The organism is Paenibacillus sp. AD87 (assembly GCF_001659845.1).
Classification (GTDB): Bacteria; Bacillota; Bacilli; order Paenibacillales; family Paenibacillaceae; genus Paenibacillus; species Paenibacillus marchantiae.
Map to the genome: position 1 here is coordinate 102,468 of NZ_LXQN01000007.1, position 23,052 is coordinate 125,519.

The 23,052-nt window shown below is 48.2% G+C and carries 13 protein-coding genes; 11 read left to right on the forward strand and 2 right to left on the reverse strand.

Annotated features, from left to right (window positions below):
- Window positions 1–224: 224 nt before the first annotated feature.
- From gpAD87_RS00620 to dnaI, 9 genes are all read left to right on the forward strand, one after another.
- A complete protein-coding gene (locus gpAD87_RS00620; RefSeq protein WP_063566099.1) occupies window positions 225–1,697 on the forward strand; it encodes an ABC transporter substrate-binding protein in 1,473 nt (490 codons plus the stop codon).
- A gap of 75 nt (window positions 1,698–1,772) precedes the next feature.
- A complete protein-coding gene (locus tag gpAD87_RS00625) occupies window positions 1,773–2,702 on the forward strand; it encodes an ABC transporter permease (RefSeq protein WP_063566098.1) in 930 nt (309 codons plus the stop codon).
- Window positions 2,703–2,786: 84 nt separating this feature from the next.
- Window positions 2,787–3,641, forward strand: coding sequence for a carbohydrate ABC transporter permease (locus gpAD87_RS00630; protein ID WP_231952715.1), 855 nt, complete (start codon window positions 2,787–2,789; stop codon window positions 3,639–3,641).
- A gap of 34 nt (window positions 3,642–3,675) precedes the next feature.
- Complete coding sequence (locus gpAD87_RS00635) at window positions 3,676–6,024, forward strand: glycoside hydrolase family 3 N-terminal domain-containing protein (protein ID WP_197521341.1); 2,349 nt, start codon at window positions 3,676–3,678, stop codon at window positions 6,022–6,024.
- A gap of 4 nt (window positions 6,025–6,028) precedes the next feature.
- Window positions 6,029–9,136: an alpha-mannosidase gene (locus gpAD87_RS00640; protein ID WP_064635726.1), complete on the forward strand. Its 3,108-nt coding sequence runs from the start codon at window positions 6,029–6,031 to the stop codon at window positions 9,134–9,136.
- A gap of 250 nt (window positions 9,137–9,386) precedes the next feature.
- Complete coding sequence (locus gpAD87_RS00645) at window positions 9,387–10,706, forward strand: glycoside hydrolase family 125 protein (RefSeq protein WP_064635727.1); 1,320 nt, start codon at window positions 9,387–9,389, stop codon at window positions 10,704–10,706.
- Window positions 10,703–13,876, forward strand: coding sequence for a beta-galactosidase (locus tag gpAD87_RS00650; RefSeq protein WP_064635728.1), 3,174 nt, complete (start codon window positions 10,703–10,705; stop codon window positions 13,874–13,876). The genes gpAD87_RS00645 and gpAD87_RS00650 overlap by 4 nt, the downstream gene beginning before the upstream one ends.
- Window positions 13,877–13,880: 4 nt before the next feature.
- Complete coding sequence (locus gpAD87_RS00655) at window positions 13,881–16,658, forward strand: alpha-mannosidase (protein ID WP_064635729.1); 2,778 nt, start codon at window positions 13,881–13,883, stop codon at window positions 16,656–16,658.
- Between the two features lie 230 nt (window positions 16,659–16,888).
- Entirely contained in the window at window positions 16,889–17,839 is a 951-nt protein-coding gene (gene dnaI, locus gpAD87_RS00660; RefSeq protein WP_053783224.1) for a primosomal protein DnaI, read from the forward strand.
- Window positions 17,840–17,955: 116 nt separating this feature from the next.
- Here the strand turns inward: dnaI and gpAD87_RS31685 are convergent, their stop codons facing one another.
- A complete protein-coding gene (locus gpAD87_RS31685) occupies window positions 17,956–18,111 on the reverse strand; it encodes a YqzM family protein (RefSeq protein ID WP_090810527.1) in 156 nt (51 codons plus the stop codon).
- 262 nt (window positions 18,112–18,373) lie between these two features.
- Between gpAD87_RS31685 and trxA the strand changes: the two genes are divergently transcribed.
- Both trxA and uvrC read left to right on the forward strand, forming a co-directional pair.
- Window positions 18,374–18,691, forward strand: a complete 318-nt coding sequence (gene trxA, locus gpAD87_RS00665) for a thioredoxin (protein WP_036605788.1) — start codon at window positions 18,374–18,376, stop codon at window positions 18,689–18,691.
- Window positions 18,692–19,041: 350 nt separating this feature from the next.
- A complete protein-coding gene (gene uvrC, locus gpAD87_RS00670) occupies window positions 19,042–21,132 on the forward strand; it encodes an excinuclease ABC subunit UvrC (protein WP_064635730.1) in 2,091 nt (696 codons plus the stop codon).
- Here uvrC and gpAD87_RS00675 read toward each other — a convergent pair.
- Window positions 21,101–22,798: a CPBP family intramembrane glutamic endopeptidase gene (locus tag gpAD87_RS00675; RefSeq protein WP_064635731.1), complete on the reverse strand. Its 1,698-nt coding sequence runs from the start codon at window positions 22,796–22,798 to the stop codon at window positions 21,101–21,103. The two genes, uvrC and gpAD87_RS00675, sit on opposite strands and share 32 nt — an antisense overlap.
- Window positions 22,799–23,052: the final 254 nt, after the last annotated feature.

The window sequence follows — 23,052 nt, forward strand, 5'->3', positions numbered from 1 at the left end:
AGGAGGGCATGCAATGGAGTTGGTGCCAAATGTTACTCAGTATGTCTTTTTGATGTAAGCGATTTATTCAAATAGGTACAAATTAATGAATCAGTACAGATTTCTCTTTAATTTGTACCTCGAAATATTAAGTTTATCTTCTTTTTGAAAATGCTTTCATTCGATAAGGTTAAAGCAGTTAGTTTGTAGAGCTAAAGGGAACACGAAAAGGGAGGATCAAGGAAATGAGTAAACAAAGAAAAAGTTTTTCTCTCGTACTTGCATTATTGATGGCGGTTACACTCGTTCTTAGCGCCTGTGGAGGAAGCAAGGATGCTTCAGAATCAGGGGAAGCAGGAGAGGCTCCTGTCGAGCTGATCTGGTACACCATTGGTACCCCTCAGAAAGATGTTAATAAAGTGATGGAAGAAGTCAGCAAGTACACGAAAGAAAAAATCAATGCCACAGTAACGATGAAAATGGTTGACTGGGGTGACTATCCGCAAAAAATGCAAGTTAACGTAGCATCCGGCGAGCCAATGGACATCTTGTTCACCTCTTCCGGCGGATTCGATTATGTTCAAAATGCCAGAAAGGGTGCATTCCTGGAACTGGATGACTTGCTCCCTAAATATGGTCAGGACCTTATTAAAACGATTGATCCTGCATTCCTGAGTGGTTCGAAAGTAGACGGACACAATTACGGAATTCCGGCCAACAAGGAGCTGCCTCAACAAGAGGTATGGCGTTTCAACAAAACGCTGCTAGATAAATACAAAATGGACATCTCCAATATCCGTACGTTGGACAGTCTGGAGCCTTTGCTCAAAACAATCAAGGAAAATGAGCCAAGCGTGACTCCATTTGGAATGGATAAAAACTTCGTTCCTTATGTTCCTTATGACTATGTCATTCAGAATTTGCCAATGGCGATCAAACTGGATACAACGGATTACAAGATCGTGAACATTCTGGATACTCCTGAAATGAAAGCAGCACTCAAAACGATGAGCAAATACTATAAAGCTGGTTATGTATCTGCAGAGGCAGCAACAACAGGCTCTACCAATGACCTGACTACATCAGGCAACTGGTTCCTGGATCGTGCACAAACTCAACCGCTTGCAGACAACCAATGGTCGGCAAGTTACGGATATCCGGTAGTTTCCACACCAGCTAGTGATGCGATCATCACTAACACGTCTGTACAAGGTTCGATCATGGCCATCTCGGCCAACTCCGAATATCCGGAGAAAGCAATGGAGTTCCTGAACCTGTTGAATACAGATCCAGTTCTGCGCAATATGGTTGATTCCGGTATTGAAGGCGTTCACTACAAAAAAGTGGATGACACGCACATGGAAAATCTCGCTGAATCCAAGAACTACGATATGCCTTCTTACTCCCTCGGTAACAACATGTTGTTGTATCTGAACAACAATGACCCGGATAACAAATGGGATGAGTTCAAGAAGTTTAATGCAGAGGGTGTAAATTCCCCAATTCTGAGCTTTAACTTTGACTCAAGTAAGGTGTCTTCGGAACTGACAGCTGTGCAGAATGTCAAAGAGCAATACTGGGCCGCATTGATGACAGGTACGCTGGACCCAGAGAACAATTTGGAGCAAGTGATTGAGAAGTTCAATCAAGCCGGACTTGAAAAAGTGATGGCTGAAGCCCAAACCCAGCTTGATGCCTGGAGAGCGGCAAATAAGTAAGGGTAAATTCAGGGATCGGGCCGCTGCTTGTTGCGCCCGATCCTTTTTCATTCAAGCCTGAAGGAGGATCTCCATATGACCGCATTTTTGAAAAATCTGATTAGAAACCGAGTCATGCTGTTCATGGTGCTGCCAGGCGCCATCTGGTTCTTCTTCTTTTCCTACTTGCCATTGGTTGGTACAGTAGCAGCATTCAAACAATATCGTTTCAGCCGCGAAGGCTTCTGGGCCAGTCTGATGAAGAGCGAATGGGTGGGTTGGGATAACTTTAAATTCCTGTTCAGCACTAACGATGCTTGGCTCATTACTCGAAACACGCTTTTTTATAACCTTGCCATTATTATTCTGGGGCTGGTATTCGCTGTAGGTTTGGCAATTCTGCTCTCGGAGCTGGTCAATAAACGATTAGCCAAATTGTATCAAACAGGTATGTTCCTGCCGTATTTCCTATCCTGGGTTATTGTCGGTTATTTCGCGTTCAGCTTCCTGAGCATGGACCGGGGGATGTTGAACCAGATTATTGGGTGGTTCGGTGTGGAACCGATTCAGTGGTATTCGGAAGCGAAGTATTGGCCGTATATCCTGGTGTTTGTAGCTTTGTGGAAAACGATCGGGTACAACAGCATTGTCTATCTCGCTTCCATTCTGGGGATTGATCGGTCGCTGTATGAGGCAGCGATGATCGATGGCGCCAATAAATGGCAGCAGATCCGCAACATTACGATTCCTTTGCTCTCACCTATCATTATTATTATGACGTTGCTGGCTGTGGGTCGCATCTTCTATGCCGACTTTGGTCTCTTCTATCAGGTTCCAAGGGATTCGGGTACGTTGTATGCCGTTACCAATGTTATTGATACCTATGTGTATCGTGGCTTGAAAACAAGTGGTGAGATTGGCATGAGTACCGCTGCCGGATTGTATCAATCCGTTGTAGGCTTCGTGCTTGTTATCATTTCCAACTATGTTGTACGCAAAATCGATAAAGATAGCAGCCTATTCTAGGACAAGGGAAAGGAGTGAACCACTGTGGCTCAAATCGTAAAAAAACGCGACTTCCATCATGTATCCAATGGCTGGAACGTCATTATGAATATTTTGGCCGGACTATTCGCTTTAATCTGTGTATTTCCTTTCGTGTTTGTAGTGATCATCTCGTTCACGGACGAGAAAGCACTGGCCCGTGACGGGTATCGACTGATTCCGAAGGAATGGAGTCTCGCAGCCTATCAGTTTGTGTGGCAGAGTGGAGACACGCTGCTGCGTGCTTATGGGGTAACCATTCTGGTGACGGTGCTGGGTACCATCATCAGTCTGATTCTAATGTCGCTGTATGCTTATGCAATTTCCCGCAAGAGCTTCCGTTATCGGAGATTTTTCTCCATATTTGCCATTCTGACCATGTTGTTCAACGGCGGGATGATTCCGACCTATATGGTCGTATCCCAGCTTCTTGGATTGAAAGATACCATATGGGCACTGGTTCTGCCGCTTGCAATGAATGCCTTCTATATCATGATCCTGCGTACGTTCTATTCAACCAGTGTGCCGGATGCAGTCATTGAATCGGCGAAAATTGATGGAGCCGGAGAATTCTATACGTTTATGAAAATTGTCATTCCATTATCGTTGCCAGGGCTGGCGACAATCGGATTGTTCAGTACGCTCGGTTACTGGAACGATTGGTTCAATGCGCTGTTATATATCGATAATCCCAACCTAGTACCGCTGCAATCGATGCTGATGCGGATCGAGTCCAGCATCCAGTTCATCCAGCAGAACTCGGCGAACAGCTCGATGAGTCTGGCGGCGATGCAATCCATCCCGCAGGATACTTCACGGATGGCCATGGTGGTTCTCGCCACGTTGCCGATTATTTTCGCATATCCGTTCTTCCAGCGTTACTTTGTACAAGGTCTGACGGTCGGAGCTGTCAAAGAGTAACCGAATCACTTCTATAGGGTGGAGGCGTCGAAGGATGATGATATATAAGGATAAAAGCAAATCCGTGGAAGAGCGAGTAGAACATCTGCTGAGCTTAATGACGACGGAAGAAAAGGCGGGTCAACTCATCCAGCCTTTTGGTTGGCAGACATATACGAATGATCAAGGGAACATCACGCTGAATGAATCCTTTAAGCAGCAGGTGGAAAACGGGGGCATAGGCTCCCTGTACGGTGCACTTCGTGCAGATCCATGGACGGGTGTTACGCTTGAAAATGGACTGTCTGCCAGAGAAGGGGCAGAAGCAGTAAACCTTATTCAGCGCCATGCTGTAGAGCATTCCAGACTGGGGATTCCCATTCTGATCGGAGAGGAATGCTCTCACGGACATATGGCGATTGACGGTACGGTCTATCCAGTTCCTCTGCTCTTAGGAAGTACTTGGAACGTGGATCTGTACCGTGACATGTGCCGGGCGGTCGCTCGCGAGACGCGTGCTCAAGGCGGTGCAGTAACGTATTCTCCGGTGCTGGATGTTGTGCGTGATCCACGCTGGGGGCGTACCGAGGAATGCTTTGGTGAAGACCCGTATCTCATTGGTGAGCTAGCTGTTGCTTCCGTGCAAGGACTTCAGGGCGAGCGATTGGACCAAGAGGATGCGGTAGCGGCTACACTGAAACACTTTGTCGGTTATGGCAGCTCGGAAGGTGGACGCAATGCGGGACCGGTGCATATGGGCTGGCGTGAGCTGCTGGAAGTAGATCTGTATCCGTTCCGCAAAGCTGTTGAAGCAGGTGCTCAATCCATTATGCCGGCTTATAACGAAATCGACGGTATCCCGTGTACGGTTAATACGGAACTGCTGGATGACGTTCTGAGAAAAGACTGGGGCTTTGACGGTCTGGTGATTACGGACTGCGGTGCCATCAACATGCTCGCAAGTGGGCATGATGTGGCGTCAGATGGATTGGAAGCATCCGTACAGGCCATTCAGGCTGGTATTGATATGGAAATGTCCGGTGAGATGTTTGGACAATATCTGGTGCAAGCGATCTCGGAAGGCAAACTTGAAATGCATGTACTGGATCAAGCTGTCCGTCGTGTGCTGGCACTGAAATTCAAGCTGGGATTATTCGAGCAGCCTTATGTGGATGCCGATCGAGCGGCAGAAGTCATTGGCAGTGAAGAACATATTCAACTGGCACGCCAATTGGCTGCAGAAGGTGTGGTCTTGCTCAAAAATGAAGCTGCAACGTTACCTCTGTCGACGCCAACAGCGGGCCGAATTGCTGTCATTGGTCCTAATGCGGACCAAGCCTACAACCAGTTGGGCGATTATACTTCCCCCCAACCGAAGTCCAAAGTGGCTACGGTGCTGGATGGCATCCGCAGTAAGCTTGCTGTAAGTGAGAGTGGGCACGCAGGGGAAGGCTCAGCTGAACATTCAAATAGTGAAAATCAGGTGCTCTATGCACCGGGATGTCGCATCAAGGGTGATTCGAGAGAAGGGTTCGAGCACGCAATAGAAACTGCACGTCAGGCCGATACGGTCATCATGGTCGTTGGCGGCTCGAGTGCCCGTGATTTTGGTGAAGGAACAATCGATCTGAAGACAGGTGCTTCCAATGTGTCCGATAACTCATGGAATGACATGGAGTGTGGGGAAGGCATTGACCGCATGACGCTTGGACTCGCCGGAGTCCAGCTGGAGCTGATTCAGGAGATCCACAAGCTTGGCAAAACACTTGTCATTGTTTATATCAACGGTCGCCCGATCACCGAGCCTTGGGTGGATGAACATGCCGATGCCATTCTGGAAGCATGGTACCCAGGTCAAGAGGGTGGGCATGCCATTGCGGACATCTTGTTCGGCGAAGTGAATCCGTCCGGCAAACTGACGGTATCCATTCCGAAGCATGTGGGTCAATTACCGATTTACTATAATGGTAAACGTTCACGCGGCAAGCGTTATTTGGAAGAGGATCTGGAGCCTCGTTATCCATTCGGATATGGGCTTAGCTATACTACTTTTGATTACAGTGAGCCGAAGCTAAGTACAGAATCGATGACGGCCAACGAGACAGTAACCGTATCAGTGGAAGTCACCAATACGGGGTCTTGCAGAGGTGCAGAAGTCATTCAGATGTATGTATCCGACGTGGTTAGCCGTGTGGCACGTCCAGCTAAAGAGCTGAAGGGGTTTGAAAAAGTGAATTTGGAATCTGGAGAGACGAAGACGGTAGCCTTCCATATTGGAGCGGAGCAGCTGCAATATATCGGTCGTGATCTCACGCCTGTCGTTGAACCAGGACAATTCCATATTCATATCGGAAGACATGTGAAAGATACGCAGTTCGCCGAGCTGACGGTAGAGGAGGCGTAAGGAATTGGAACGCATCAGACGATTTATTCGCGAGTTGTCCGAACGTCAGTGGTTGGAGCAAATGGAGCTGCGCAGCTGGGACATCAGCCGCGCTTATTATAAAGTGCCAGGACAATATGAAGATCAGAAGGCTTATCCAGAAGGCGAGGGGTTGAATCGTTTCCCAAGTGATCAGGGAACGACCTATTTCTTCCGGACACGGTTGGATGTACCTGCCTCCTGGCAGAAAGAACCTTACGGACTTGTATTTGAATCCGGTGGGGAAGGCTTGCTTCGGGTGAATGGACATTCTTATCAGGGGCTGGATCGTAATCATACGTATGTAACACTTGACCCTTCACGAGTAGGGGCTCAGCCTGAACTTGAGATTGAGTTATTCGATCCGGTACCCGAGCCTGTAGATCCACTGAACCAACAAGCGGTTATTCAGCCGCCGATTACATCAATTAGCAGTTTGCTGGTGCGACCGAATGAACCTGTCCGCAGTCTGATGTACACGGTCACGATTGTACGTGATTCCGCGGTGCTGCTGCCGGAAAGTGATTTCCGTCGTGTACGCCTGCTGGAAGCGATCTATCGGGCAATGGATCAATTCGTAGGTCTGACAGAAGAGGCTGTCAAGCAGGGGAATGACATCCACAGTATCGAAGAAAGATTGATCCATGAAGTGCGAGAGATTGGTGGAAACGCCGAAGGCTTGGAGCATATGGTGGGGCAATCGCATATTGATATTGCCTGGCTGTGGCCTGTACGTGAGACGGTGCGCAAGACCAGTCGTACATTCTCCACGGTGGATGCACTCATGAATGAATACCCGGATTATGTTTATTCCCAGAGCCAGCCTTTGTTGTACGCTTTTCTGAAGGAACACGATCCCGAACTGTATGAACGGGTGAAGAAGCGCATTGCCGAAGGACGTTGGGAACTAGTTGGCGGTATGTGGGTTGAGCCGGATCTGAACATTCCGAGTGGGGAATCCCTGATTCGTCAGATGTTATATGGTCAGCGTTTCTATATGGAGGAGTTCGGCAAAACATCACAGATTGAATGGCTGCCAGATACATTTGGTTATTGTGCTTCCCTGCCTCAGATCCTGAAGCATGGCAATGTAGAGTATTTCATGACGACCAAGCTCGGATGGAATGATACGAACGTATTTCCATATGATCTTTTCCATTGGGTAGGTATTGATGGCACGTCCATCCTGTCTTATCTCAATCATGGTGTTAACGAGCATACGCTGCCGAAGGACATTCATGATCATTGGCAGTCTTACCGCGAGAAGGCGGCGCATCCTGAGCATATGCTTCTGTACGGGCATGGCGATGGTGGCGGCGGCGTGACGCGAGAGATGTTGGAGTACGTGGATCGTTCCGAGTTGATGGTGGGCCAACCGAAGAATGGTTATAGTACCGCCGGTGCCTTCTTTGACGGAATCGAGAAGGCGCACCCTGATCTTCCGAAGTGGCATGGCGACTTGTATTTGGAGCTTCACCGGGGTACCTATACGACCCATGGCCGCAATAAGCGTAACAACCGGAAGGCTGAGGTGCTTTATCGCGAAGCGGAGCTCTGGAATACACTTGCCCTACCGGATATGGAGCCGCAGCAGGATGCTGAAGTACGTTCGGCGCTGCATGATGGATGGAAGCTGATTTTGCTGAATCAATTCCATGATATTATCCCAGGCTCTGCAATTACCGAATCGTATGTAACTTCAGACGAGGAATATGTCCGGGTATTTGAATTGGGTAGAGCAGGTTTGAATCAAGGGGTAGCCGCTTTAACGAGGGGAATAAACACGCAGGGGCCAGAGGGTTCTATACCTTATGTTGTGTTCAACAGCCTTGGTTGGAATCGAAGTGAAGTCGTTCAACTTCAAATGCACGATGGATTGGATCGTTACGTCATCGATGAAGAAGGTCAGCGTTTGCGCATGGATCGGGAAGATGGCCAAATTTCGGTTCTGGTGACGGATATTCCAGCGTTTGGTCATAAGACGATTTGGCTCGTACCGGAAAATGCAAGGGAAACGAATGTACGGGAAATGGCGAGCATTGCCGGGCAAAAGAACTTTACAGATACATGGGAAACCGCGTATTACCATGTTCAGTTCAACGAGCGTGGCGAGATATCCCGCTTGTGGGACAAGACAGCAGAACGAGAGATTCTCAAGCCGGGTGAACGCGGCAATCAATTTCACTTTTTCCATGACCGTCCGACGCTCTGGGATGCCTGGGATATCGACAGTCGTTATGAGGCTCAGATTGCTGGAGAAGTGGAGCTCTTGGAGAAAAAACTGGTCCTGGCAGGTACTACGAAGGATGTACTTCGTTTTCAGTGGAAGCTTCACCAGTCTGTGATAACACAGGATATGGTGTTCTATCATGACAATCGACGGATCGATTTCAAGATCCATGTAAGCTGGAATGAAGATCATAAATTGCTCAAAGTGGGCTTCCCAATCGATGTAGTGAGTTCCAAAGCGACCTATGAAATTCCATTCGGTGCATTGGAGCGTCCAACTCATCGTAACACGAGTTGGGAGCAAGCTCAGTATGAAGTGTGCGGACACCGCTTCGCAGATGTCGCCGAGCACGGATATGGCGTCAGTCTGCTTAATGATTGCAAATATGGATACGACGTACAGGGAAGCACGATTCGCCTTTCCTTGTTGCGTGCACCGAGATGGCCTGACCGGACTGCGGATATTGGAGAACATGACTTCACCTATTCCCTGTATCCACATGAAGGCGACTGGAGAAGTGCACATACGGTACGTCAGGCGGCCGAATTAAACCATGAAGTGCCTGTGCATCAGGTGGACCAGAACGCAGGCGTACGCCCGGCAACTGGAGCATGGATTGAATTCGATAGCAGCCATGTCATCTTGGATACGGTCAAATTGGCAGAGGCAGGAAACGGTACAGTACTCCGTTTCTATGAATCTTCAGGCACACGTGAACGTGTGACGCTGCAATGGCCGCATGCATTTGAGCAAGCTTATCTCTCCAATGCTTTGGAAGAACCGATCAAACCACTGGCCCATACCAATGGCCAGATTACATTATCTTTTAAACCTTACGAAATACAAACCGTGCTACTGCGGTAAACCTTTTTGAAATATTTTGAGCTATATAGGAGTAAACGTATTTACACGATAACGAAGAGGGCAGAAAGAATTCGAAGAAGCGAAGCGTTCGCCTTTATCCCCGGATTTTACCCTTTAGAAAAGGGAATCAAAAAATCTGGGGATAACAGCGATCGGAGGATATTTCTGACCGCGCAGTGGTCCCGTGTAAATTTTTTGTTTCATCCTCAATAGCTACACCATTCAATTTGTTTAAGGAGTGCACTCATTCATGGAACAATTCAGACTACCCAAAATACCGATGCCAACTGTTGCATTGCCACAAGCCGTACAGGCTGTAATGGAAGAAGCAGAGCAGAAACTGGCGCATCGACCGAAGCTGCTTCAACTATTCAAGAACTGTTTCCCGAATACGATTGAAACAACAACTAAATTAATGGACGACGGCACGACATTTGTCATCACTGGCGATATTCCAGCTTCATGGCTAAGGGATTCTGTGGAGCAAGTGGTGCATTACATTCCATTTGCCAAGGAAGATCAAGACCTGCAACGCATTATTGGTGGTCTGATTAAGCGCCACATCCAGTACGTTCATATTGATCCGTATGCCAACGCCTTCAACGAGACAGCCAATGATTGGCACTGGAACACCACCGACGTGACCGAGATGTCACCTTGGGTGTGGGAGCGCAAATTCGAGATTGATTCCTTGTGCTTTGTTGTGCGTCTCGCTTATTTATATTGGAAAGAAACCGAACTGACCGATATTTTCGATTCCAGCTTCAAAGCCGCCATGCGCAAAATCGTGGATTTGTTCCGGGTGGAGCAGCATCACATGGAGAAGTCACCATACAGCTTTACCCGCAATAACGGCATTGCTACGGATTCAATTCGCAATAACGGACGAGGTATGCCCGTCAATTACACAGGCATGATCTGGTCCGGTTTCCGTTCCAGTGATGATGCGTGTGATTTCCACTACAACATTCCAGGCAATATGTTTGCCGTGGTTGCCCTGCGTCAGATGCAGGAGTTCGCGGAGTGGGTATTCCGGGATATGGAGTTCCTACAGGAGCTTAAGGATCTGGAAGCCGAAGTAGATCATGGTATTCAGCTGTACGGTATTTACCGTCATCCCGAGTTTGGCCCGATCTATGCCTATGAGACGGATGGTTTCGGCAACTACTGCCTGATGGATGATGCGGGTACACCGGGACTGATGTCCATTCCTTATCTTGGCTACGTCACAGCGGATGATCCGATCTATCAGAATACGAGACGTTTTGCGCTCAGCAAAGAGAATCCGTTCTATTATGAAGGCAAAGTTGCCAAAGGAATCGGCAGCCCGCATACACCGCCGGATTACATCTGGCATATGGGTCTGTCCATGCAAGGATTGACGGCCCAGTCTGCTGAAGAGAAGCTCGAAATCATTCGGATGCTGGAAGCAACGGATGCGGATACAGGATATATGCATGAAGGTTTCCATGCCGATGATCCGACGATTTTTACGAGAAAATGGTTTGCTTGGTCCAACAGCCTGTTCTCCCAGTTGGTCTATAAATCCATGAAGGATGGTTTGCTATGAGCAGCGCACAAGTGAAGAGAACCAAGTTGATTATTTTCTCTGATCCAACGTTTCCAGTGGAGGGTACTTTGCCAACGCAAGGTGCTCTTGATTCATGGAAAGCATCGGAAGAGATCATCGTTGTGGGCGCGGATGATTTGGCTTCGGCTTTGAGCACAGCGGCAGGTGAAGGGTGTTTCGTGAACCTGCATGCGCCTTATTTTCCTAAATCCGCTTGGACCGAAATCGCAGCTTTTCTTCATCAGGGGGGAAGTCTGATCAGCATTGGTGGCGCACCATTCAAACGTCCTGTTCGTCAGGAGAATGGGGCATGGATTTCCGAGTCGGAACAAACGGCGTATCACCAGGAACTTTACATTCATGAGGCGTTAAAGGTATCCGCAGCCAAAGTGGATTCACTAACTTCCTCAGAAGATATTCCACTCCTTGCAGGTAAAGAGGGACTGTTCGAGAGTGCGGATACGTGGAATCTGGTACCTCATACAACCAAAACAAGCGATTTGCCACACCAGATGGGTTCCTCAGGCCCGATGAGCACGCAGATTTCTCCGCTGCTCCGCGGCCGCAGCAAGGATGGTCGCAGCATCGCTGCCCCAATCGTATTATGGGAAAACTCCCGCAGTACGTTTGCCGGTTCACGCTGGCTGTTTGTACATCTGCCTTTGACGGCTACCTTCTGGGATCAGAACGGAGCAGCCGAAATCGTGAACTGGGCGCAGTGTTGCGCCAAAGGTGTAACCGAGCTATCTCTGAAGCCGAACTATGCTTCGTATGAATTGGGTGAACGAGCTTCACTGATCCTCCAAACCCAAATTCTACAGCGTGCGGGAAGCAGACGAAGTGAGCCGGAGCTGTGGACGTTTGATTTAACCGTTGAACGGGAAGATCGCACAAACGGCACGGTAGAGAAGGTATGGAATCATCAACTGGAGCTGGAACTTTCCGGCGAACAGCGTTTTGAACGCATTCTTCTTCCGGTTTCAATCGAGAGCGGGCTGTACCGAATCGTGGGTCGTGTTGAGGCACCTGATGGCGAAGTTCGCATACTTCGGCAGGGCTTCTGGGGTCAGGACGCAGCTTTGTTGGCAGAAGGGGAAGTCATTACACGCAGCAGAGATTATTTTATCAAAGACGGTCGTCCGCTGCCTGTTGTTGGTATGACCTACATGACCTCTGATGTGGCACGGAAATTCCTGTTCCTTCCTAATGCGGATGTATGGGATCGGGATATGGCACAGATGGCGAAGGCCGGCATTAACTGGATTCGGACCGGAATCTGGACTGCCTATCGCAACATGATGCAGGTGGATGGTCATATGTCTGAGGATGTACTGCGTGCTATTGATGCGTTCCTGTTAACGGCAAAACGGCACGGCCTTCAAGTGACGTTCACCTTTTTCTCCTTTACACCCGAGACGTGGGAAGGAACAAATCCATATTTAGACCCGCAGAGCGTAGATGCACAGAAACGCTTCATCCGCAGCATTGTTAGTCGTCACAGACATTCCACACATGTGGACTGGGACTTGATTAATGAACCGTCGATGTTTGATCCTGTGCGCATATTCTCCGATGGGCCACGTTCGGCAAGAGATTCGTATGAGCAGCAGGCGTTTATCGAGTGGCTTCAGCAGCGGCATCAGACGATTGAAGCGTTGCAGGAGGCATGGAACATGTCACCTAAACAGCTCCCTGACTTCACCGCAGCAGTCATTCCTGAACCGGAAGAGATTAATTTCGATGTACAGGACATGCACAAGGCTAAAAAGGGAACACGCTGGCTCGATTATTGTCTCTTTTCCATGGAGATGCATAATGTTTGGGCGAGAGAGCTTGTAGGCACGATCAAGGATCTTGTTCCCCATCATCTGGTTACCGTAGGGCAGGATGAAGCTCTCGGAGCACAGCGGCCTTCACCGTTCTTCTATGAGCGGGAAGTGGATTATACAACCGTGCATTCCTGGTGGCTCAACGATGACCTGATCTGGGACGGCATTTTCGCCAAAACACCACATAAACCCAATCTCATTCAGGAGACAGGCATCATGTATGTGGAAACCCCGGATGGCCGGGCCAAACGTACAGAGGAAGAGCTTCACAGCATTCTGGAGCGCAAATACGCCTATGCCTTCTCAACAGGCGGTGCAGGAGCAGTGCAATGGATCTGGAATACGAACTTCTATATGGATAATGCCAATGAATCTCATATTGGAGCGCTGAGAGCGGATGGTACAGAAAAACCTGAAGCTGATGTGTCTTACGATTTTGGCCGATTCATGGAGCAGATTCGGGACTTGTTTACCGATCGCGAGCTGGAGGAGATTGCGGTGGTCTTCCCGTATTCCAACGATTTCTCGAACCGTTCCCTGGCCTACGATGCAACCACAAAATTGACCCGTGTAATGGCTTATGAGCTGAAGCAGCCATTCCGGGCTGTATCCGAGTATCATCTGGAAGCATTGAAGCAGCAACCTCCGAAGCTGATCATGGTTCCGAGTCCGCACAACATGGACAGCGATGCCTTAACCGAGCTATTGAACTTCGCGGAGAATGAAGGAGCTACGCTGCTTATTACGGGCCCGCTCGGGTTGGATGCTTATTGGAAAACAAGTGATCGGGCAGATCATCTTGTCGGTCAACGCAGTCTGGGCAACGTACAGCGAGAAGAAATGCTGAATATTAACGGGGTGAATCACCGCGTCACGTATGGTCGTCGCCGGATTGCCGAGGTGGCGAAGGAAACGTTACTTCATGCGGAGAATCATACACCTGATGAATTAGCAGTACTGCCATTAGGCAAAGGCAAGTTGATCTGGAGCCCGCTGCCGCTGGAGCTGAACGGCCGGGATGAGCCGCTGGCTGACCTGTATCGATATGCATCAGAAGTGGCTGGTATTGAAAATGAACTGGAATGGATATCTGGCGGTGATCTGGCAGGGATTTATGGCCGGAAGCTGAGCTTCCCGAAAGGCAATCTGTACGTATTTGTATCGGAGTTCGCTTTGAATCATGAGGTGAAAGTCAGAGATACACGTACGGGAGTCATATATACGTTCCTGTTGGAGAAAAATCGCTCGGTGCTGTTTGCCACAGATGCAGCCGGACAGCTGCAAGCCGTATATCGTCCAGATGAAGTAGAGATTGTACAACAAGAGGTAGAGGGGGAATAATACAATGATCAAACCAACAAGCAAATCGAAAAGAGCGCATATTATCTCTCACACGCACTGGGATCGGGAATGGTATTTGCCGTATGAGAAGCATCATATGCGATTAGTGCAACTGGTGGATGCCTTGCTGGATCAGCTCGATCAGGGGCCAGATTTTAAAAGCTTTTACCTGGACGGCCAGACGATCATCATCGATGACTATCTTCAGGTTAGACCAGAGCAGAAGGAACGGTTGGAGAAGCATATTCGTGATGGCCGGATTGTCATTGGGCCTTGGTATATTTTGCAGGATGCCTTCCTGACCAGTGGTGAAGCGAACGTTCGTAATATGCAGGTTGGACATCGGGATGCCAAACGTTACGGAACACCTTCAAAGATCGGATACTTCCCAGATACGTTCGGACTTGTAGGACAGACACCGCAGCTTATGCTGCAATCGGGCATCGATAATGTCTTTTTTGGACGAGGCGTGAAGCCAACGGGCTTCAACAACATGGTGTCTGACGATGGATACGAGTCCAGTTTCTCAGAGCTGATGTGGGAAGGTCCGGATGGATCTAAAGTGCTCGGTGTTTTATTTGCCAACTGGTACTCTAACGGGAATGAAGTTCCGGTGGACGAAGCTTCAGCTCGTAAGTTCTGGGAAACCAAGCTGGCTGATGCGGAGAAATATGCATCGACGAATGAATTGCTGTACATGAACGGATGTGATCACCAGCCGATTCAGAAGGATCTGCCTGAAGCCATTCGTATGGCTGAACAATTGTATCCCGATATCGAGTTTGTTCACTCCAACTTCCCGGACTATCTGTCAGCGTTGAAAGCATCTGCGGTTCAGGAGCTGTCTGTTGTAAAAGGAGAGCTGCGCAGCCAGCGTACTGATGGCTGGGGCACTCTGGTGAACACGGCTTCCGCACGCGTTTATCTGAAACAGATGAACCAACTGGGCCAAGCCATGTTGGAAAAAGTGGCTGAGCCACTGGCTTCGTTCGCGCATCTGCTGGGTCATTCATATCCGCATGATCAGTTTACCTATGCCTGGAAAACGTTGATGCAAAATCATCCGCATGACAGCATCTGTGGCTGTAGCGTAGACGAGGTACATCGCGAGATGGTCACACGGTTTGATAAGAGCCGTCATGTCGCTGAGGCCCTGATTGAGGATAGCACCAGCCAAATCGCCGCAGCTGTGGATACTTCAACCTTTGAACGATATGGTGAAGAAGCGCGGCCTGTGGTTGTGTTTAACACTTCGGGATGGAAGCGCAGCGGTGTGGTTCAGATTGAATTGGATGCGGCCCGTCTGTACTTCCGCGACGGTTTCTCATTGGAAGATATGGCAGCCAAAATGAACGCCATTGACCTGTCAGGTCGTATATTGGTGGATGAAGAAGGAAAACCAGTGCCGTGTACGGTAGAGGATCTGGGTCTGCAATTCGGCTATGATCTGCCGGATGATCGATTCCGTCAGCCATATAGCTGCCGTCGGGTCAGTATTACATTTGAAGCAGAGAACGTGCCTGCACTTGGCCTGAAGACGTATGCTTTGGTTCGCATGGACAGCAATGCTGCGAATTCAGATACACTGCTGCGTGGTCAACGTGGCATGGAAAATGAATATTTTATCGTAAATATTGCAGACAATGGATCTTTTGCACTTACGGATAAACGGACAGGCCGAACGTATAAAGATCTTGGCGTGTATGAAAATGTCGGTGATATCGGCAATGAGTACATGTTCAAGCAACCGGAGAACGAAGTAGCACTGACTACGAAGGATCTTCAGGCAGAAATTCGAGTTATCGAAGATGCGCCTTACAGAGCTTCGTACGAAATTGTTCATCATTGGGAGATTCCTGAATCCGCCGACGAAACGCTTGATCGTGAGCAGCGGGAACTTATCTATTATCCGCATCGTAAAGCTCAACGTTCCAAACAAATGGTTACGCTCAAGATCCGAACCATTGTGTCGTTAAGCCGCAGTGGAAAAGGCATCAAGCTCGAAACAACCTTCAACAATCAGGCGAAGGATCATCGGGTGCGGGCACTCTTCCCGACGGATCTGACAGCTGCTGTTCATCACGTTGACTCGATGTTCGAAATTGCTACTCGCGATAATACGCCTGCACCGGAATGGCAGAATCCGAGCAACACCCAGCATCAGCAAAGTTTTGTTGATGTGAGCGAGGATCAGGCTGGGTTGGTTGTAGCCAATCTCGGTCTGAATGAATATGAGGTTCTTGAGGATGGACGGAATACGATTGCGGTGACATTGCTTCGTGCCGTGGGAGAGCTTGGAGACTGGGGATTGTTCCCGACACCGGAAGCTCAGTGTCTCGGCGAGCATTCCTTCCAACTGGAGATTATCCCTCATGACGGGAACGGAGCAACATCCGGAGCGTACATTGAAGCTTATCAGTTCCAGATTCCATGGACTTTGGCTCAGACGAACGTACACCCGGGATTCCTGACGCCAAGCAACACACCTTTTGAGTGGCAAGGGGACGGTCTTGCGTTTTCTTCACTGAAGGTGAACGAAGATTCGGGTGATCTGATGTTGCGTTGGTATAATATGGGGTCGAATACGACTGAGTTGAAGTTTGCTGCTTCTGAGTCCATCCCGCAAGCATTGGAAGATGCATATCAGAGCAACATTCTGGAAGAAGAGACAGGCAAACTGAATGATTCGGTGGTAAATGAACCTTCCACTGCCTTAATCAGCAAAGAATGGGCTCTTCAAGCGGGACCTTGTGAGATTGTTACGGTGGGGCTACGTCGTTAATTTTCCAAGCGTGATCGGATAAATTTTTTGTCTAGCGTCTAACCGAAGTTCTGCGCACTGTCATGGAATGGATAATGCTTTTTCCAGCTGAAAATGTTGAGTTATTCCTCAAGTTTATATAGAATGAACAGTAGAATTACAAGCGATCGAAGGTTACCCTGCCATCATGATGGTCATCGTAAAATTCAATTGTTCATTCTATATTGAAACTATTAAGGGGGCTTGAAGCCATGGAATCCTTGGGAGGACTGCTTCAGCAGCTGAATCCTTCCTTTCGTGAACAGTCGCGGCGGATTGCGGCGGAATTGATGGAAGATCCGTACGTACGCGAATTCCGCGCAGGTCATCCTGAACTGAAAGATGCACAGCTTATTACCGATCTGAGCAAGCTGTATCAGTATGCCAAAGATTCGAAGAACTGTGCGAACTGTCCGGGGCTCGACAACTGTCCTAACGATTTCCAGGGTCACTTTTGCAAACTGGAAGTAGAGCATTTTAACGGTAAACCCGAAATTATAGATAAAAAAGCACCTTGTTCCAAACATATCGCCCGGCAGAATGAGCATGTTATCAAGCAAAGAATCCGCAGTTTCTATGTGGACGAGCGTGCGCTCAATGCAGGATATAACGATGTGGAAATTATGGGCAAGGATCGGATGCGTGCTCCGGCGGTGAACCAGGTTCTGCGTTATATTAACGACACCAAGGAGAATGGATTGTCTCCGCAAGGACTGTTTTTGGAAGGATCATTTGGAACGGGCAAGACGTTTCTGATGTGTTATCTGCTGCATGAACTCGCGGTTGTGGGCCACACAGGTGTTATTATCTACATGCCTGATTTTGTGGAGGATCTGAAATCCATGATCAGTGAGGGAAACAAGCTGAAGGAAACGACGGATATTCTGAAAAGCTGTGATCTGCTCATCTTTGATGATATTGGGGCAGAGAATCTGAACCCATGGGTTCGAGATCATGTGATGGGTTCCATTCTGAATTACCGTATGAATCGCAAACCTACATTTTACACGTCAAACTACAACTTGGATGGGCTGGAGAAACATCTTAGCTTCACCAGTAGGGACGGCGAGGAAATGAACAAAGGCCAGCGTTTGATGGACCGGATTCGTCCGTTTGTTGATGTCATCTCGGTTCGGGGTGAGAATCAGCGGGGCAAACGTTAATTTCTATTTAGGTTACCGATCTGATCTATTTTTTACTCATATAATCCCAAAAAAAGCCTGGCTTTCGCATTGTAGCGAAAACCGGGCTTTTCTGGCCTGCGTGCAGCCTGAAGATCCTATTCGGTGATAAATTTGAAAATCACCATTCCGAAAAAGATAACCGTCATCAGGCCGGCCATGCCAGCAACACCCGCAATCAGATCAAACAGATCGTTACGGGGTTCCTCGTTCACATGTTCACGCGGGTCGTTGATCCGCACATTTGCATCCATGGTATTGCCTCCTTATGGGGATAACAGCTGCCCTTACAGGGAACTGAAGCCCGGAGTAATTTTAGTATACTTGGAAAAGAAAGCGTTTGTAAAGATTTTGCAGTGAACCCGCTAGCTCCCCAATTGTGAAGATTTGATGTTGGGAAGATGAACATTGATGCGTTCATTTCACAACATTAGAGTTGCTGTGTTATACTGGAAGTGTCGTTCGCGACGTTACAGGTTAAAATAAACCGTAAGTATATATAAGGAGGACAATTTCATGGCTATTGTTAACGTATCCGATCAATCCTTCAACGCTGAAGTCGAAGGCGAAGGAACGGTTCTTGTTGATTTCTGGGCGCCTTGGTGTGGTCCTTGTAAAATGCTCGCTCCAATCTTGGAAGAGCTGTCCACCGAAGTTGGCGATGCAGTGAAAATTGCTAAAGTCAATGTGGACGAAAATCCGGAATCCGCTTCCCGCTTCGGCGTAATGAGCATTCCAACATTGATCTTCTTCAAAGATGGTCAACCGGTTGATAAAGTGGTTGGTCTGAACTCAAAAGATGCTCTCAAAGGAATTATCGAAAAACACCAATAATTGACCAAGATTTCACATACGCCTCCGGTTATGCGCCGGGGGCGTTTTGCGTCGAATACTTTCATATAGGACAATATAAGATATACTATTTATTATAAGGTGAAACTGAAATTTACATGAACAACGAAGAGGGCAGAAATGACTTGTAGAAACGAAGTGGTCGCCTAAAAGCTTTCTGAAAGAAAGCTACTTCGGAAGCATGCCCTATCCCCGGATTTATACGTTATAAGAAAAGAATCAAAGAAATCTGGGGATAACAGCGATCGAAAGGTCATTCTGTCATCGGAGTGCCTCATGTAAGGTGAAGCTATCAGCTTTCTCAGTAATCGGGAAGGAGGACCCACCGAATTATGGATGAATTCATTACAAACGTGCAGGAGCAGGAGAAGGCACTAGAGCAGATTCGCCACAAGCTGGCTTTGCTGCCTGACATGTCCGGCTGTTACCTGATGAAAAATAGTGAAGGTACTATTATCTATGTAGGTAAAGCCAAAGTGCTGAAGAATCGCGTAAGATCATATTTTATCGGCAGTCATAATGGGAAGACACAGCGCCTGGTGTCCGAAATCCGTGATTTCGAATATATCGTTACCGGCAGCAATATGGAAGCACTCATTCTGGAGTGTAACCTGATCAAGAAACATATGCCGCGGTATAACGTGTTGCTCAAGGATGATAAGACGTTTCCTTACCTTAAAATTACGAATGAAAAACATCCCCGACTCGAAGTGACCCGGCGGGTGCTCAAAGATAAAGCCAAATACTTCGGACCTTATCCGAATTCATATGCGGCACACCAAACGAAAAAACTGCTTGACCGGATGTATCCGTTACGCAAATGCGGCGTAATGCCGAAGGAAGTATGCCTGTATTATCATATGGGACAGTGCCTCGCTCCCTGTGTGCAAGAAGTGGGCAAGGAGCAGTATGATGAGATCTCCCAGGAGATCAGTTCATTTTTGAGTGGCGGGCATGAGGAGATCAAAAAGGATTTACAGCGCAAAATGCAGGAAGCGGCTGAGGATCTATATTTTGAACGTGCCAAGGAACTTCGGGATCAGGTCATTGCCATTGATGCGATGATGGAAAAACAGAAAATTACGATGGCGGATGCCAGAGACCGCGATGTGTTTGGTTTTGCCATTGATAAAGGCTGGATGTGTGTCCAGATTCTATATATGCGTCAGGGAAAAATGATTGAACGACACGTGTCAACGTTCCCGTTTTACGGTGAGGCATACAGTGACTTTATGTCTTACGTGACCCAGTATTACAGTGATAATCCAGCGTTGCCACAGGAGATTTTACTGCCGGAAATGCCAAAAGTTATGGCAGCTGATGACGGTGGTGCGGATGATATATCCGATGGTGATGGAGCGGTACCTGCGGCGGTGACAGCCGAGTCAGAAGAGACAACGCGATTGGCGCAAGATTCTGGGGTTGAGCTACGTGTTGCCGAGTCCCGTGCATCTTACGGTGATATCCAACCCGAAGCAGAAGCGGAAGAAGCTACGATGGTTATCCAGGAAGACGCTGTTGCTCAGGAAGATGTATCGGCTGATAAACAGCCCCCAGGTCTTGAAGATCCTTCTCAAGTCGCAGCAGCATTGCAGGAATGGCTGGAAATCAAAGTCCACATTCCGCAGCGTGGATTGAAACGGCAGATGATCACCATGGCCGTGGATAACGCACGTGTGGCACTGGAAGAGAAGTTCCGCCTGATTGAGCGGAATGAAGAACGGACATCGAAAGCTGCTGAAGGACTGGGACGTTTTATTGGACTGGATCAGCTTCACCGTATCGAAGCGTTTGATAACTCGAACATCCAGGGTACGAACCCGGTATCTGCCATGATCGTATTTACCGATGGAAAACCGGATAAGAAGGAATATCGGAAGTACAAGGTCCGTTCTGTTGAAGGACCGGATGATTATGAAACGATGCGAGAAGTTATCCGTCGCCGTTACGAGCGGGTGTTGAAGGAAAACTTAACCCAGCCTGACCTGATCGTGGTTGATGGAGGCAAAGGGCAGATCTCAGCAGCCGTGGATATTTTGGAAAATGAGCTGGGGCTGTTTATTCCGGTATGCGGTCTGGTGAAGGATGCGAAGCATAAGACTTCACAGTTGATGATCGGCAACCCACCGGAAGTCATCTCCTTGCCTCGGGATAGTCAGGAGTTCTACCTGTTGCAGCGGATTCAGGAAGAGGTCCACCGTTTTGCGATTTCGTTCCACCGCGAGCAGCGTGGTAAATCGATGGTGACTTCCCGTCTGGATGCCATTCCGGGGATCGGAGAAAAGCGGCGCAAGCTGCTGCTGAAGCATTTTGGCTCTTTACGCAAAATAAAAGAGGCCAGCGTCGAAGACTTCCGGCCTCTATCTATTGGTGACAAGCTTGCGAATCAAATTATTGCAGCACTTCGTGATGAGGAGTCGTGACATACGGCTTCTCTTTTTGTTTTGGATTCATCCTATAGATGACATAACCAACGATGGCCGGAAGCACAATCCAGAAGAGTCCTGCGGAAATGTTCAGTGCATCACCCATGAAGATCAGGCTTAACCCCATCAACAGGCTGTCAAAGATAACATGCGCGAATACAACGGCGATGAAGCCGTGGCGCAGCATGATCAGACTGAACAAAAGTCCGATGACAGTAAGCTCTATTGGACGTGTGATCACCGGATAGATCGGGTACAGGGTGTGTCCCAGAGCCCAGATCAATGTTGGGATAAGGCAGGCGATGAACGTATTTCGTACCACCTTCTGCATCATGCGAATCCCGAACAGGCGATAGACCGTTTCCTCACCGATCCCGGCCATCCAAGCCATAATCGGGAAGATCCAGGCATAACTCATGTTGTATGTGGACTGGTCAGCCGATGTTGTTGACCAGCTTCCAATACTGCGCTCCAGAATAAAGAACAGTACGGATTGCACACCCAGTAGAATCAACGCCCATAAGTAGCCTGTATACATACTGTGCAGTACATATTTGCCGTATCCGGGTTCTTTGGCCCGAGGCCAAGGATTCAGACCGATTTTGCGCCACATGCCGTCACCGGCAACGAGCGACAGATAGATGGTTGCACTCATAACCAGCGTTATCCCAGCTTGCATCACCATCAGGAAGGTCAGCATAAAATTAGATAGCCCCTGCGCCTGAAAGAGCGGGATCATGTTCAGTGTGCCAATCACGGAAGCCGCAAAGTATACCAAGGACAGAACGATTCCGCGTTTGAACGACGTGTTTGCCCTCGTCAGAATACTGTAGATGATCGCGAGCACGCCAAGCACAAAGGTCAGGAAAGCATAACCGCCGTAAGTCATCCAGTTGGCTTGCCGAGTCTGATTTTCTACATAGTCAGTATGGGAGTCAGGGACTGAGAAGACCGATTCGAAGGAGCGAACGGCTCCGTTTTCAAACGTAAAATTCAGTTCCAGCTTGGAATCTCCAATTTGCTTTTCATTATCTGTGTATTGCAGCCCCGCTTCTTCTTCACGGGTGTCCAGTTGAAGTTTCGGTACAGTATACCCGAATTCGCCAAGGACGCTAGCGGCAAGCTGCTCTTTTTCATTTAGAGAAAGGTTATCTTCAGCTAAACGTTGGGCAGCATTCACTTTGCTTTTGTCCTGCTCAGCCTCAATGGATGCATACAGGGAAGAAGGCAGTTCGCGCTTGAAACCGACAACTTTTCCTGTTCTCATATGTACGTCAACATTCAAATAACCGCCTTTGTCCTGATCGGGCAAACGAACGCGGTACACATCGTAAGGATAGGTTGTTTCCCATTTCTTGTTATAGGTTTCTAACTGTTTGGTTTTGGCCATATACCCATAAATATCGGAATGGGTTTGGTACGTCACCAGCTCGTTTCCGGTATCCGTCGGAAGGGTATAATCAGGTAGAGAAGCTGCAAAAGATCGTGCCGACTCCGCCGCTTTCTCCTTGCTTATGAAGGAAGTAGACTGGATATCAGTCGTTTGCGATGAGGTGGCAGGAAAGATTTGAAAAACGAAAAACAGAATCAGACCAATCGCCGCAAGCAACCCTAAACGCTTGAAGTTAGCTTTGAGTACCAAAGGCTGCCCTAAGGGATTCATTTAATATTGTTCCTCCTTTATTAATGTGGATATTAAAGTAAAGATAGCACAGCCCAAGCCCCGAATGCCAATGGCGAAACGAGAAGTGGTGCAAATGCATGAAAACGAATGAAAATGATCGAAACAATCTGATCTATCCGTCGCCATATCTGAGTTTTTCCCTTTTTGACGGAATTCGATGCTATTTACACAAAAATCGTTTTGTGTACAAACGTCGCAGCGCTTATAATTTTGAATCAAATGTCCAATATTCC

What these genes read in the sequence shown, in the direction of transcription:
- gpAD87_RS00675 (WP_064635731.1), bottom strand. Translation starts at nt 22,798, where the DNA reads ATGAATCCCTTAGGGCAGCCTTTGGTACTCAAAGCTAACTTCAAGCGT.
- uvrC (WP_064635730.1), top strand. Translation starts at nt 19,042, where the DNA reads ATGGATGAATTCATTACAAACGTGCAGGAGCAGGAGAAGGCACTAGAG.
- gpAD87_RS00625 (WP_063566098.1), top strand. Translation starts at nt 1,773, where the DNA reads ATGACCGCATTTTTGAAAAATCTGATTAGAAACCGAGTCATGCTGTTC.
- gpAD87_RS00620 (WP_063566099.1), top strand. Translation starts at nt 225, where the DNA reads ATGAGTAAACAAAGAAAAAGTTTTTCTCTCGTACTTGCATTATTGATG.
- gpAD87_RS00630 (WP_231952715.1), top strand. Translation starts at nt 2,787, where the DNA reads ATGAATATTTTGGCCGGACTATTCGCTTTAATCTGTGTATTTCCTTTC.
- gpAD87_RS00635 (WP_197521341.1), top strand. Translation starts at nt 3,676, where the DNA reads ATGATGATATATAAGGATAAAAGCAAATCCGTGGAAGAGCGAGTAGAA.
- dnaI (WP_053783224.1), top strand. Translation starts at nt 16,889, where the DNA reads ATGGAATCCTTGGGAGGACTGCTTCAGCAGCTGAATCCTTCCTTTCGT.
- gpAD87_RS00655 (WP_064635729.1), top strand. Translation starts at nt 13,881, where the DNA reads ATGATCAAACCAACAAGCAAATCGAAAAGAGCGCATATTATCTCTCAC.
- trxA (WP_036605788.1), top strand. Translation starts at nt 18,374, where the DNA reads ATGGCTATTGTTAACGTATCCGATCAATCCTTCAACGCTGAAGTCGAA.
- gpAD87_RS00645 (WP_064635727.1), top strand. Translation starts at nt 9,387, where the DNA reads ATGGAACAATTCAGACTACCCAAAATACCGATGCCAACTGTTGCATTG.
- gpAD87_RS00650 (WP_064635728.1), top strand. Translation starts at nt 10,703, where the DNA reads ATGAGCAGCGCACAAGTGAAGAGAACCAAGTTGATTATTTTCTCTGAT.
- gpAD87_RS31685 (WP_090810527.1), bottom strand. Translation starts at nt 18,111, where the DNA reads ATGGATGCAAATGTGCGGATCAACGACCCGCGTGAACATGTGAACGAG.